Raw genomic sequence first — 13,075 nt, forward strand, 5'->3', positions numbered from 1 at the left:
GGAGGGATTATGAACAAACTGAGAACACTCATCCAACAAGTCACCCATTACTTGTCTCGTTTCAAGAAACAAGATAAGAAGCGTGGCTCACCAAAACTCATCAAGACAACACGGAAAAACGTGAATATCCTAGTCCTTACGGGATTAGGATGTTTAGTTTTCATCGGAGCTACTGGTTCCCTGCGTGCTATCACGCTATCAAGCAAGGTCACCTCTCTTGAAACGGAAGTCAAAAAAGCTCAATCCTCCCAAGTGGTGACTACGGCAACTGACACCGACTACCGCTTAACTTATTACCTCAATGACTTTGTCGCAGCCTACTTCTCTTTCTCTGATAAAGCCGAGGAACAAGAAGCCCAAATTGAAAAACTCAATAGCTTCTATGACGTTGAACCTGAGATAAAGTCACAAGGTCAGAAACGAACACCGATGTCTCTGGTCTCAGCTAGGTTGTTATTGCTGACGGATAATACCGCTACTTATCAAGTTACCTACAAACAAAAAGTCGGTGATAGGGAGGAAGAAATTACCACAGGGTTTAATATCCCCTACGCTTCTAAAAATAGCTCCTACTACGTTTCTGGACTTCCCTGGTATTCTAGCCTCAGTGACAGCCAAGCCAAAGGCTTTGACAAGGAATCAGCGCTTAATCTAACAGCTTCTGACAATCTCCCAGAAAAGACACACAAGAAAGTCAAAAAGTTCCTCAATGTCTTCTTTACCAACTACACCACAGACCAAGACAACCTGGATTTGGTTGGTAAAGATTTAGCTGTCCTTGAAAACACAACTTTCAAGTCACTTGATTATGTCTACCTGGTAGAAGATGGTAATGCCATTACCGCCTACGTTCAAGTCACCTTTGAAGTTACCGCTAACACTCGTTCAGAGAATTTCACTCTGACCCTTACACCTAAAGGGAATTCCTACTACGTCACTAAGGTAGCTCATACCATTCCAAAAGATTATGCAAAACATGAAGGAGAATAACATCTATGAACACAAGCTCACTACAACAATTCCTCCAAGGTGATGGTGCTTGGATTATCACTGCTGTGGCAATCCTGCTAGCCATCAAGGCTTGGAAAAATAGCTCCTGGCTCCAACTTTTTTCCGTTATCGGATTTTGGGGGATTATCGTGTCCATGACCAAAGGACAACAGATTCTCTCTGTCATTGGTTGGTTCCTACGCCTCATCGGTATTGAAACGGGGCTCTGATATGAACAATGAGAAAGAACCACTCTATGACTACGCTAGGGGGCTAAATGCTCCTTACTGGATTCAAGAAATCAAGACACAAAAAGGGGCACGTATCTGGTACTTCGCAACACCGATGCAGCTGTCCTTTTTTGTTGTTTTCATTCTCGTCTTTGTCATCATGCTTCTGGGACTTTCTTTCATCCTTGTCCCATTAGCCCAAATCACCCACTCTATCTCCATGTTGCTCTATGCTTACGTTCCTTACAAACTCGCCAAATGCTACACAGAGTATGAACCACACGGTAAGAAAATGCACATCTTTCTGGCTGATTACTTCCGTTACCTCTATGAATTTCGTTGGAACAAGAAAGCCATCTACCACGATGAACGAGTGGAACCTTATGACGATGAAGACATTGTCTTTGAACAAACACACCTTTAGAAAGGAGGCACTATGGCACTAAAACTACAATACCCCATTAAAGCCACGCATGAAAACTTAGCTTTTCGCAAAGACAAGCAAGTCATGGCTTACTACCGTATTCCTAATACGCCTATCACCATTACTGATAATGAGAAAAAAGGAAAGCACAAAATCACAGTCAGCCAAATGCTCAAAAAGTTGGCTAAAAACCAGTACTTTGATATTTCTCTCATTCCCAAGGATTACCTCCTAGAAGAAAAGATGCGTGACTTTATGGATGCTCTCTCACCAAACAATCAAGCACTCGGTAAAGACCTGCTACTCTACACTGTGGATAAGCTGACAGATGAAATGGAAATCCCTTATCAGTTTGACTGGCTAGTCGGTGTCCGATTGAGAAAACATGACAAGGGAGCTAGTCTTGCTGACCTCGCCTATGAACGACTCTCTGAGATTTCAGAGACCCTGGCTAACGGGCTAGGCTTTGAACTGGAAGAAGAAAAGCCCTGGTTTGAAGACTATCTCGCTGATGAACAAGTCATCTACCAAGTGCTTTCAACCCTTCGTTGCCGCCGTCTCACAGATGATGAACTCTTCTACTACCAACGGATGCAATACCTCCGCTACATTCCCCACCTCAAGAAAGAAGTCATTGCTAACCGTTTCCTTTTCAATGTCACAGACACCCTGATTAAAAGCATGAACGGAGGCTTTCTCAAACTCGAAACTCCCTACGGCAATTCTTTTGTGACCATACTTCCTGTCGGGAAATTCAATACCATCTTCAACGGCTTCCATCTAGGAGAATTTGTTCAACGTCTTAACTTCCCCGTAGAATTGCGCTTCAAGGCTGAATTTATTGACCGCAATAAAATTAAAGGGAAAATGGGACGTTCTAACACTCGCTACAAGAACATCATGGAAGAAGCTGAGAATACCGATACCGTCCAACAAGACGAAATTATCATGGGTTCTTTCTCTCTGAAAGACCTGATGAAGAAAGTAGGGAATAAAGAAGAAATTATTGAATATGGTGCTTATCTCATTGTCTCTGGTTCTTCCCTTAGTCAGCTGAGAAGTCGACGTCAAGTCGTCCTCAACTACTTTGATGACATGGGCGTTGAAATCAGTGAGGCTAGCCATGACACTCCTTATCTCTTCCAAGCGTTACTCTACGGTCAAGACTTGCAGAAGAAAACTCGAACCTGGACACACATGGTCACCAGTCGTGGATTTGCGGAGCTCATGCCTTTTACCAACACATCCGCTGGTAACCGTATTGGCTGGTATATCGGACGAGTCGATAACTGGACAGGTCGCTGGGACAATATCGAAAAAGCCATCAACGCCTCCAAAAACATTGTCCTCTTTAATGCGACTGTCGGTAATAAAGAAGACATTGCAGGCAAAATTACCAAGAACCCACACATCATCATTACGGGCGCTACAGGTCAAGGGAAATCCTTCCTAGCACAGATTATCTTCTTATCTGTTGCCCTTCAAAACGTGAAGACACTCTACATTGACCCCAAACGAGAACTCCGCTATCACTACCAAGAAATCATCAATAGTCCTGAGTTTGCCCACCTCTATCCTGAACGCAAGAAACAAATTGAAGCCTTTAACTTTGTCACTCTTGATAGCTCACTCACCTCTAACCATGGAGTGCTTGACCCGATTGTCGTTCTGGATAAAGAACAAGCCGTTGAGGTCGCTAAAAATATGCTGGAATTCTTGCTCCAAGCGGTTGACAACGTCACCATGGATCAGAAGACAGCCATTACCGAAACCATCAACGACATAGTCGACAAGAGACAAACAGGTCAAACCGTTGGCTTTAAGCACGTTCTGGAAGCACTCAAAGACAGTGATAATGACCAAATCGCATCAGTTGGTCGCTACCTCACTTCTATTGTGACCAATTCCATCTTGGAACTTGCCTTCTCTGATGGAACAACGCAAGGGCTCAATTATGAGTCACAAGTCACTATACTTGAAGTTGCGAACCTGAAATTGCCTAAGACAGACGCAACGAAGATTTCAGACCACGAACGAAACTCTATCGCTCTTATGTTTGCCCTTGGTGCTTTCTGTACCCACTTTGGAGAACGTGATGAAAGTGAAGATACCATTGAGTTCTTTGACGAAGCCTGGATTCTTATGAAGTCTGCCGAAGGTCAAGCCGTTATCAAGAATATGCGCCGTATTGGTCGCTCGAAAAATAACACTCTGGCACTCATCACACAATCTGTCCACGATGCTGAAAATGATGATGACACCACTGGATTTGGAACTATCTTTGCCTTCTACGAAAAATCAGAACGAGAAGATATTCTCAAGCACGTCAATCTGGAACCAACAGAAAGCAACCTGGAATGGATTGACAACATGATTTCAGGGCAATGCCTCTACTATGACGTCTATGGCAATCTAAACATGATTTCCATTCACAACATCTTTGAAGACATCGACATGCTTCTAAAACCAATGAAAGCAACGGTATCATCTAGCCTTGAAAATAAATATGCTAGTTAGAAAGGAGGGCTCACATGCAAGAAGCCTTTGAGAAACTAAAAGGCGTGGACATCTTCGCCTTAAAATCGTATCTGGAAAAGACGTCAAAAATTGAGACCTCCATTATCGTGGCAATGAATGAGATTTTCGTCAATCTCTTTTTCTTTCTGCTCAATCTAGTGGTCGGTTTCTTCTCCCTCATGATTCGTATCATGGAGAACATTGACCTCTACGACTCTTACAAAACCTATGTCTATAACGCTGCTAAATCCATCTGGCAGGGACTAACAGGTTCAACTTCTGGCGGATTATCAAGTGGTTCCCTAGTTTCCATGCTTCTGACCATCGGAGCCTTTTACCTCTTCTACCAGTATTTCTTTTCTCGTGGAAACTTCATGCGAAAAGTCCTTCATGTGCTGCTCGTCGTACTGCTTGGATTTGGTTACTTTGGAACCGTCGCTTCTACCTCTGGTGGGCTCTACATCCTTGATACGGTTGATAACCTTGCGGATACTGTCACCTCTAAGATTTCCAATATCTCCGTTTCTTATGGTGAGAATAAGTCAATCAAGGTAGGAAAATCCATGGCTGATAGCTATATCGCACAAACTTCCTACACTGCCTATGTCTTTGTCAACACGGGTCAAGAAAACGGAAAATACGTCAATAACCAAACAGGTGAAGAGGAAGCCTTCGATGATGCTAAAGTCTTGGGAAGCGTGGATGACTCAGGAAAATTTGTAGCGGTCAAAAACAAAGATAGAAAAGACTATCTGGATAAACTTGGTGATAAAGCTGATGACGGGAAGGAAAAGAACCGCTGGGTATCAGCCGTCTGGGATTATCTTTTCATCAAGACCTTCTACGTCATCTTCAAAATTATTGAAGCCATCGTTATTGCGGTTCCAATTATCCTGGTACAACTTCTGAATCTGATTGCTCAACTCTTAGTCCTAGTCATGATTCTCCTGTTCCCTATCGCTCTTCTCATTTCCTTTATCCCTGCCATGCAAGATATCATCTTTGGGATTTTCAAGGTCATGTTTGGTGGTCTCGTTTTCCCTACGATTACGACACTCATCACACTCATTATCTTCTACATCGAAAAAGTCATTGAAACCTTGATTACCTCTGGATTTGACGGCGTCATCGAAACGTTCCCATCTTTAGGAACATTCGCTCTCCTCTTCAAGCTCATTCTTTCAGTCGTTGCCAAAGCTGCCGTCTATTATTTCCTCTGGATTTATAAGGGGGAACTCATTGAATTCATCATGGGCTCACGGGCTCGCATCAAGATGGAAGACATTGGAAACCAAGTTGAAAACAAAGTTAGCCAGGGCAAAGACCTCATCCAACAGATGCCGTCACGTAGCTTTGAGACTGCCCAACACTTGGGTAACTTTGCCATGGCTGGTACTGGTTTTGTGGCTGGAAGTGCTATGAACGCTTCTTCTCACATCAAGGAAGTTGGCAACTTCTTTAGACGGTCAAAACCAAATCCTGAACCAGCTGAGGAACCGGACCTTCCAACAGAACAACTGACTGAACAATCTGTTCCAACACCTGACCAACTGCCACCAACATCCTCTGAACCAAATCTTCCAAAACAGGATATTCCAACAGATAAGCCAATCCAGGAGAAAACACCAACTCCTGAAGCTATCCCTACTCAACCAACAACTCCTCCACCACCAGAAATGGAATTCCAGGAACTCAAGGAGCATTGGGTATCTCCACGCAAACAACGGAAAATGGAACGCTTGGAAAGGGAACTTAGCGCCTATGATGATGCAGGTGCCATGTATCAAGCCCAAGGCTCAAACGCCTTTACCCGAAGCTTCCGTCAAACACTGACCAGGGACGACAAAATCAAAGCCAATATCGAGCGTAAGAACCGTCTCACTCAAGAACTCAACAGATTGCGAGGTGAACAAAATGGACACTATTAGGATATATACGAGAAGTCAGATTCAACCAATCCTTGAAAAGTACATTTACCAAGCCTATGAAAATGACTTAAAGGCTATCAAGGTAACTGTCCTTTATCCCGTTAATGACCAAGAAGCCAAACGGATTATCGAACTCTGCCGTGCTATTCCAGCTGTCCTAGATGCCAAATGGCTCTTTGGAACAGTTATCTTCAAAGCCTATCTTAAACACTAAAGGAGGTGATAGGGACACATGAAAAAACTATTCAAACTGAGTCTTCTCTCTTCGCTTCTGTTGCCCCTATTACTTGTCATCATTTGTGCAGCTGCGATAACTGGTGACTCGTCTAATACATCAAGTAATGGTAGTTCAACTGGGAAGCGAACGACACTAACAGCTAAAGAGGTGGCTCAAAAAGCCTCAATCACAGAAGAACGGGCAGAAGATGTCATCAAAATCCTCAACTACCAGCTATCCAAAGAAGGATTTACTCTGGCTGGTTCATCTGGTAATTTAGCCGTTGCAGAACGTGAATCAGGATTTGACCCCAAAGCCATCAACACTGGCGGTGGGGTAGCTGGTTACTTCCAATGGTCGGGCTGGTCTAACACTGTCAACGGTGACCGCTGGGCACAGGCTTCTAGTCGAACGCTGGATGCTGATGTTGAACTCCAACTCATGTCAACCGAGTTAAACGGTGCCTACAAAAAAGTCAAAACTGAAATGCAAAAAGCAACTGACCCTGGAGATGCTGCTTTGTACTGGTCAGAACATTATGAAGGTGTCGCACTCTCGGACGGTCAAACCAAAGCAGAGAAGCTCCAAACGGATGCCGACAAGTGGTTTAAAGTGTTTGACGGAACAATCACCTCAGACTCCTCTGTCACTTTCTCAGGCGATACAGGGCTTGCTACTGGTACTCTAACTTCTACCTTTGACTTGCCACCAGAATACCTTGGAAAACTCAAATACGGGGTTCCTAGTGAGAACACTGTCACGACTCAAGGAAACAATACCTATCCTGCTGGACAATGTACCTGGTATGTTTGCAATAGACTGATTGAGACAGGCATCTGTACCAACTCAGCTATCTACAACTACAACGGAAATGGTCAAGATTGGGTGGCTAGTCTTGTCTCTCGTGGTTGGAAACAAGTATCCGAGCCTCAAGTTGGCGCTGTTATGTCCGTCCAAGGTGGCTACGGAGGCACCTATGCTGAATATGGTCACGTCGCATTTGTGGAAGCTGTCAACCAAGACGGAACCTTCCTTATCTCAGAATGTAATGTCGGTGGCGTTCAAAACAAACCACACTACGCCGTTCTCAGCAACCAAAGCTACTACAGCTTTGCGGTTGCACAATAAGATTTACGAATTTTTACGATTCTTTATTGTTTTTACGATTATGATTTAAGATTTGTTTAGGGTGGCTCAGATATACTGTATTCATCCTAAATAACTTTTCTTTTTCATAATCTCCTTGGAAGCAAGCTCAGAAATGGGCTTGTTTTCGTTTTTTTAAATACTACGTATAGGAGGAAATGACCATGCAAGTTATTTTAGCAGAAGAACAAACTCTTGAACTCCAGCATATGATTGGAGAGTTAATCAAATCAGAAGTTAAAAATGCAAGAGAATCAGTTGGTGCTGATTCTCCTTTTTTAAATAAACGACAAGCCTGTGATTATCTAGGGATTTCTAACAATACTCTTGACCTATGGATTTCTATGGGATTACCATATATCAAAATTGGTAAATCCATACGATTCAATAAGGAAAGCGTCAATCATTGGATGGCAAGACTTGAAATCTCTGCCTAGAAAGGATTGTCTATGTCTATCAAAAAAACAAAAAATGGCACGTATCATTTGAAAGTCTATATACCTAATGAAGTTCAACCAAAATTAGGACTTGGTGCTTACTACGAGAAACGCTTTAAGACGAGACGTGAAGCTAAAGATGCTGAATTGAAATTATCTGTTGATATTGAAAAAGCCAAGCTTAATAAACACTATCAAAAGCCAGTCCGTAAAGAAGATATTCTTTTCGCTGACTTCTATAAAGATGTCTGGTTAGAGCCATATAAAGCTGGACAAACCACAACAACAAATAAACCTCCAACACTTGCTACAGTTTTCCAGACCGAAAATCTGTTTCGGCTTCATATCCTACCACTTCTTGGTAAATATTCAATTAGCTACCTTAATGAAAATAAGCAGCTAGTCCTCTCACTATTGACTGGAAAAGCAAATAGCTACGCCAATTTCAAAGCACTCCGTGGCTACATCAACTCTGTTTTTGACTGGGCGGAAGAACTAGAATTTATCCCTGTCAATCGACTCCACAAAACAATCAGCCGTATTAAGGCCACAAAGAAGCAGATACTTAAAGAGAGTAAGCGAGAAGAAGATTTAGCCCTCGATGAAGAAGAGCTTCGACTCTGGTTAAAAGCCTTTGATGATGATTTAAATCAGGGACTGATTGAGTTTAAAGACTATGTCCTTTTCTATACCACTTTCTTCTTATCAGATAGGAAATCTGAATCTTATGCTTTACAGTGGAAACATATTGACTTCAACCAAAATGAGATTCTAATAGAAAATGCTCTGGATAGATTTGGAAACGTCAAGTCAACAAAAGGAGGCAAGAAAACACTTTTTAACGCTCCCTTAGAACTTATGAGACTTCTTAAGGAATGGAAAGCCATCCAGCGGGAAGAACTAAAACTCTTTGGAATTAAACAGACCAATAATCAATTTGTTTTTACATATAATGACCGAAGCAACAATATTAACAAAGTAGTTCATATCGACTATCTAAACTATCGGATGAATTCTATTAAAAGACGACACCCGGAACTTGCTCCTGCTACGCCTCATAAATTACGACATACAGCAGCAACTCTAGCTAAAAAAGCTGGTCGGTCTATTGACGAGATTTCAGAAGCACTTACACATAGTAACCAGTCAATCACAAAGACATATATCAATACCAAAAACACTGTTAAGCAAACAGTTGGTGAAACAGCCTTCCGAATCATCAAAAAGAGCTAAGGGAAATTTCAGGGAAATTTTCAGGGAAACTTTTGATTTTAGAGCAAAAAAAGACACCCAAGAGACAACTCTTGAATGCCTTGAAACGTTGATATATCGCTGATAATTAACGTTTTGAGAACTGGCTAGCTTTACGAGCTTTCTTAAGACCTGGTTTCTTACGTTCAACCATACGTGCATCACGAGTAAGAAGTCCAGCGCGTTTCAATGAATCGCGGAAGTCTGGGTCTACTTGAAGAAGTGCACGAGCGATACCGTGACGGATCGCACCTGATTGACCAGCGTATCCACCACCTACAACGTTAACGTGTACGTCGTATGAACCTTCAGTTGAAGTAACTGCGAAAGGTTGGTTGATAACGAGACGAAGGTCTGCGTGTGGGATGTATTCTTCTAGATCTTTTTTGTTAACAGTGATTTTACCAGTACCTGGAACCAAACGTACGCGTGCAACAGCGTTTTTACGGCGTCCTGTACCTGCATATTGTGCTTGTGCCATTATATTAGTGCTCCTTTCCTCTTAGAATTAGATAAGTCCTGAGATATCAAGTACTTCTGGTTGTTGTGCAGCGTGAGTGTGCTCACCGCCAACGAAGACTTTCAATTTCATACCTTGTGCGCGTCCAAGAGTATTGTGTGGAAGCATACCTTTAACTGATTTTTCGATCAAACGAACAGCGTTTTTAGAACGAAGTTCACCTGCTGAGATTTGTTTCAAACCACCTGGGTACATTGAGTGAGTGTAGTAGATCTTATCAGTTGCTTTTTTACCAGTCAATTTAACTTTTTCAGCATTAATAACGATTACGAAATCACCTGTATCAGTGTGTGGTGTGAAAGTTGGTTTGTTTTTTCCGCGAAGTACGCTAGCAACTACTGCAGAAAGACGCCCAAGTGGCACATCAGTTGCGTCAACGACATACCATTTACGTTCAACTTGGCCTGGTTTAGCCATAAATGTTGTTTTGTTCATGATTTCTCCTATATATAGTTCGATTTTTGTTTACGAGTGATGGGTGTCCCTTCCCATCGAAAAGTATATTTGGAAGGTTCCGGGGCCTTTCAAATGGGGTAAACAATACCGTTTAACATAATATCAAAAAAACAAGTCCAAGGCAACACTTACCTACCATCTTTTCTAAGTTTTTTAGCGATTTTTTCTTCTTTTTCATAGAAAACGCTTAGCGGAATTTACGGGTATTTTCTGCTAAGTGAACTAAGTGGCGTAAAAAGTCATGCGTTTTTGCTTGGTAATTATAAGTCCTGCCTAAATCATAGATATAACCATTGATATAATCAACTTCTGTCTGACGTCCTTTGTTCATATCTTGGTACATTGACGGATAATGCAGAGGGCTTGTTTCCGCGCTAACATACCGAATAGTCTCCCATTCTTCATCACGACTATTCAGAGGAGTAATGCCCGCTAATTCGGCAACGTTATAAGCTTCATCAATTAATTGACGTCCTAGTTTTTCGGCACCTTCATAATCAATGAATTGTCCCATACGAATTTCAAAAAGGGTGCAAATGGTATTGATGACAGAATTGAACACAACTTTTGTGTAAAGTGTTCCTAAAAAATTATCAGTCAGATTTGGATTGAGGTTTGAGGCTTCAAATTCAGTTATTATCTGCTTTTGAACATCATCGACCGTCCCTGATTGAGCGGCAATATTAATAGAACCAGCACCTGCTTTTCCAATAAAATCAACATCTCCTGCGTCTTTCAAGACCGTTCCAATCAGACAAGTTCCTGCTAAAACTTTTTCAGGCACAAAATAGCGATTGATTTTCTCGATATGTCCCATGCCATTCATTCCTGTGAAAACATATTGATTTTCGTGGAAGAAATGCTTACTTCGTTCGAGCAACTGTGACAAATGCATTTGTTTATCAAAAATGATAAAAACATCTGGTTTCCCTTGGTATTCTTCTGGTGTCTGAATGCTAATTGGAATCAGATGACGATTTTTACCATCACGTGATTGATAAACACCACCTTGTTTTCTAACCGTGTCGATTTGCTCTTCCCACGTATCAATAAAATCCACTTGAGCACCGAGGTGTTCTTTTAATAGCAGCCCAAAACGTAGTCCCATTGCACCACTTCCAAGTACAGCATAAGTCAAAGCCATGTCTTTTCCTCCTTTGATTTAAAAAATTATATCACTTCATCAGTCGAATATGGAGGAAATCAGGTATAAAATTTTCTTATGGCTAGCTATAAATAAAGCCTATAAATAAAGCAATGAAAGATTTCATGTGCTTTTTCAAACAAGTCACTAACTATTAACTTTAATATTGTAATCCAAACTAACAACTTTTTCTGTATAAGCATCGGCTGTAATGCGAATACAATAGTCTCCACTTTTAAAATAGAGCTTTTGTGAATCTTTTAAGTCATCACCATCTATTTGATAATAGTGATGATGATTATTATCTACGATAGTTAGGTGAAGGTTGCCATTATCTGTCGTCGCATTAACCTTGACCTCTAATTTACCAGCTTTTGGAACTGTAAAATATCCTTTAGCCACTGTCAGAGAGGTTTGTGCCGCATCATTACTTTTATAAGTTTTATCATCTTTCATGGAAAAATTAACTGATTGGCTATTGTGTTTATTCCTACCAACAGCTATTACACAAATGAGGACAAAAATTGGTAGAGCAATCAACCATAAGCGAGAGTTCGTCTTGGATTTGTTGTTAGTCGTCAATTGCATTTCATTTTTGACTAAGTCATCAACTGAGATTCCAAAGTGTTGACTAATTTTAATGAGCATTTCAACATCGGGATAACTTTTCCCATTTTCTCAACTAGAAACCGTTTGTCTAGATACATGGAATAAATTAGCAAACCCATCTTGACTAAGATTATTCTTTTTTCTTAATTCGTTGATATTCATTATAAAACTCTCCTTTCGCTACTGACGTAACGAGTACATTATCTCCTTTTTCGTTTTGAAACACTATCCAATATCCTTGACATATTAGCTAAGGTGCCTTTACATCGTGTCAAATTCACCTGACAGTCCCATTTTACAATAAAAGAGCAGCATTTTACTACTCTTTTTACTTTAACTTTATCTAGCTTTCTCACCAATCGTAAAGATGGCTAATGTCCCTGGTCCGACGTGGGTAGAAATAACTGGACCTAGTGGCATAATAAGAACTTGCTCAATGCCGTTAACTGTTAACAATTGTTCTTTTAGATTCTCAGCAGCTTCTAAATCATTAGCATAAGCGACAATCGCTGTGCTATGTCCAATATCCTGAGTAGCATACAACACCATTTCTTTAATGGCTTTTTTACGTCCACGGATTTTAGCCAAAGGAACCAACTTACCCGAATCGTCTAGCCAAAGAAGAGGCTTGATATTAATCAAACTACCAATAATTGCTGAGCTCTTAGAAAGACGGCCCCCACGCATAAGATGATAGAGATCATCAACTAAGAAATAAGTTCGTAAACGTGGCAGAATGTCCTCAATCATGGCTTTCGTTTTGGCTAAACTCTTACCTTGGTCACGAGCTTCTGCCGCCAAGATAGAGAGATAACCTTCTCCACCTGCTGCCGCCAGGGTATCTATAATCTCAATGACAGCTTCTGGATGCTCATCCAAAATCATGTCACGCGCCATAACAGCACTTTGATAAGTACCTGAAAGCACTGATGAGAAGGCCAGATAAAGGAGATCATCACCATTTTGAGCGTGACGACGAAAAACCTCTTCAAATTGACCAACATTCACCTGACTTGTGGTCGGTTGACCTCCTTCTTGCATAGCTTCCAACAGACGGTCACTCGTTAATCGATTGGGGCCAACGGTCTCATAAGTAATATCATCGAGCGTAATGGTTAGACCAATAAGTTCAACATCATTCTCCTGAGACCATTTTTCATCTAGATCTGCTGTTGAATCTGTCAAAATTTTAAATGTCATATATCC

14 protein-coding genes are annotated in these 13,075 nt (G+C 41.3%); 9 read left to right on the plus strand and 5 right to left on the minus strand.

Annotation, left to right across the window (positions count from 1 at the left end; translation table 11 throughout):
• Positions 1-9: 9 nt before the first annotated feature.
• From MHH90_RS09420 to MHH90_RS09460, 9 genes are all read left to right on the plus strand, one after another.
• Complete coding sequence (locus MHH90_RS09420; RefSeq protein WP_340725905.1) at positions 10-990, plus strand: conjugal transfer protein; 981 nt, start codon at positions 10-12, stop codon at positions 988-990.
• 5 nt (positions 991-995) lie between these two features.
• Positions 996-1,220: a hypothetical protein gene (locus tag MHH90_RS09425; RefSeq protein ID WP_003104677.1), complete on the plus strand. Its 225-nt coding sequence runs from the start codon at positions 996-998 to the stop codon at positions 1,218-1,220.
• Position 1,221: 1 nt separating this feature from the next.
• Positions 1,222-1,644, plus strand: a complete 423-nt coding sequence (locus MHH90_RS09430) for a conjugal transfer protein (RefSeq protein WP_100273235.1) — start codon at positions 1,222-1,224, stop codon at positions 1,642-1,644.
• Between the two features lie 12 nt (positions 1,645-1,656).
• Positions 1,657-4,161 carry an ATP-binding protein gene (locus tag MHH90_RS09435; protein ID WP_100273234.1) on the plus strand — a complete coding sequence of 835 codons (2,505 nt, stop codon included), beginning with the start codon at positions 1,657-1,659 and terminating at the stop codon, positions 4,159-4,161.
• A 14-nt stretch (positions 4,162-4,175) separates the two neighbouring features.
• A complete protein-coding gene (locus MHH90_RS09440; RefSeq protein ID WP_277426460.1) occupies positions 4,176-6,089 on the plus strand; it encodes a conjugal transfer protein in 1,914 nt (637 codons plus the stop codon).
• Positions 6,076-6,303 (plus strand): hypothetical protein, encoded by a 228-nt coding sequence (locus MHH90_RS09445; protein ID WP_100273232.1) that lies wholly within the window; start codon positions 6,076-6,078, stop codon positions 6,301-6,303. The genes MHH90_RS09440 and MHH90_RS09445 overlap by 14 nt, the downstream gene beginning before the upstream one ends.
• A gap of 18 nt (positions 6,304-6,321) precedes the next feature.
• Entirely contained in the window at positions 6,322-7,434 is a 1,113-nt protein-coding gene (locus MHH90_RS09450) for a phage tail tip lysozyme (protein WP_100273231.1), read from the plus strand.
• A gap of 182 nt (positions 7,435-7,616) precedes the next feature.
• Complete coding sequence (locus MHH90_RS09455) at positions 7,617-7,889, plus strand: helix-turn-helix domain-containing protein (RefSeq protein ID WP_100273230.1); 273 nt, start codon at positions 7,617-7,619, stop codon at positions 7,887-7,889.
• Between the two features lie 12 nt (positions 7,890-7,901).
• Entirely contained in the window at positions 7,902-9,122 is a 1,221-nt protein-coding gene (locus MHH90_RS09460; protein WP_100273229.1) for a tyrosine-type recombinase/integrase, read from the plus strand.
• 106 nt (positions 9,123-9,228) lie between these two features.
• Here MHH90_RS09460 and rpsI read toward each other — a convergent pair whose 3' ends face one another.
• The 5 genes from rpsI to MHH90_RS09485 all read right to left on the minus strand — a co-directional run bounded on the left by rpsI (position 9,229) and on the right by MHH90_RS09485 (position 13,069).
• Entirely contained in the window at positions 9,229-9,621 is a 393-nt protein-coding gene (rpsI, locus tag MHH90_RS09465) for a 30S ribosomal protein S9 (protein WP_002947796.1), read from the minus strand.
• Positions 9,622-9,648: 27 nt separating this feature from the next.
• A complete protein-coding gene (rplM, locus tag MHH90_RS09470; RefSeq protein ID WP_002886374.1) occupies positions 9,649-10,095 on the minus strand; it encodes a 50S ribosomal protein L13 in 447 nt (148 codons plus the stop codon).
• A 208-nt stretch (positions 10,096-10,303) separates the two neighbouring features.
• Positions 10,304-11,260 carry a ketopantoate reductase family protein gene (locus MHH90_RS09475; protein WP_011226761.1) on the minus strand — a complete coding sequence of 319 codons (957 nt, stop codon included), beginning with the start codon at positions 11,258-11,260 and terminating at the stop codon, positions 10,304-10,306.
• A gap of 147 nt (positions 11,261-11,407) precedes the next feature.
• Positions 11,408-11,908: a hypothetical protein gene (locus tag MHH90_RS09480; protein ID WP_011680625.1), complete on the minus strand. Its 501-nt coding sequence runs from the start codon at positions 11,906-11,908 to the stop codon at positions 11,408-11,410.
• A 300-nt stretch (positions 11,909-12,208) separates the two neighbouring features.
• The gene (locus MHH90_RS09485) at positions 12,209-13,069 is read right to left on the minus strand and encodes a DegV family protein (protein WP_340725907.1); all 861 of its coding nucleotides are present in this window, start codon (positions 13,067-13,069) and stop codon (positions 12,209-12,211) included.
• Positions 13,070-13,075 lie beyond the last annotated feature (6 nt).

It is taken from the genome of Streptococcus sp. FSL E2-3488, assembly GCF_038003585.1.
GTDB lineage: Bacteria > Bacillota > Bacilli > Lactobacillales > Streptococcaceae > Streptococcus > Streptococcus thermophilus.

Bases quoted from the DNA above. Each gene is read 5' to 3' on its own strand.
- MHH90_RS09425 (WP_003104677.1), top strand. From the start codon at position 996: ATGAACACAAGCTCACTACAACAATTCCTCCAAGGTGATGGTGCTTGG.
- MHH90_RS09420 (WP_340725905.1), top strand. From the start codon at position 10: ATGAACAAACTGAGAACACTCATCCAACAAGTCACCCATTACTTGTCT.
- MHH90_RS09450 (WP_100273231.1), top strand. From the start codon at position 6,322: ATGAAAAAACTATTCAAACTGAGTCTTCTCTCTTCGCTTCTGTTGCCC.
- MHH90_RS09435 (WP_100273234.1), top strand. From the start codon at position 1,657: ATGGCACTAAAACTACAATACCCCATTAAAGCCACGCATGAAAACTTA.
- MHH90_RS09460 (WP_100273229.1), top strand. From the start codon at position 7,902: ATGTCTATCAAAAAAACAAAAAATGGCACGTATCATTTGAAAGTCTAT.
- MHH90_RS09485 (WP_340725907.1), bottom strand. From the start codon at position 13,069: ATGACATTTAAAATTTTGACAGATTCAACAGCAGATCTAGATGAAAAA.
- rplM (WP_002886374.1), bottom strand. From the start codon at position 10,095: ATGAACAAAACAACATTTATGGCTAAACCAGGCCAAGTTGAACGTAAA.
- MHH90_RS09480 (WP_011680625.1), bottom strand. From the start codon at position 11,908: ATGCTCATTAAAATTAGTCAACACTTTGGAATCTCAGTTGATGACTTA.
- rpsI (WP_002947796.1), bottom strand. From the start codon at position 9,621: ATGGCACAAGCACAATATGCAGGTACAGGACGCCGTAAAAACGCTGTT.
- MHH90_RS09430 (WP_100273235.1), top strand. From the start codon at position 1,222: ATGAACAATGAGAAAGAACCACTCTATGACTACGCTAGGGGGCTAAAT.
- MHH90_RS09455 (WP_100273230.1), top strand. From the start codon at position 7,617: ATGCAAGTTATTTTAGCAGAAGAACAAACTCTTGAACTCCAGCATATG.
- MHH90_RS09440 (WP_277426460.1), top strand. From the start codon at position 4,176: ATGCAAGAAGCCTTTGAGAAACTAAAAGGCGTGGACATCTTCGCCTTA.
- MHH90_RS09445 (WP_100273232.1), top strand. From the start codon at position 6,076: ATGGACACTATTAGGATATATACGAGAAGTCAGATTCAACCAATCCTT.
- MHH90_RS09475 (WP_011226761.1), bottom strand. From the start codon at position 11,260: ATGGCTTTGACTTATGCTGTACTTGGAAGTGGTGCAATGGGACTACGT.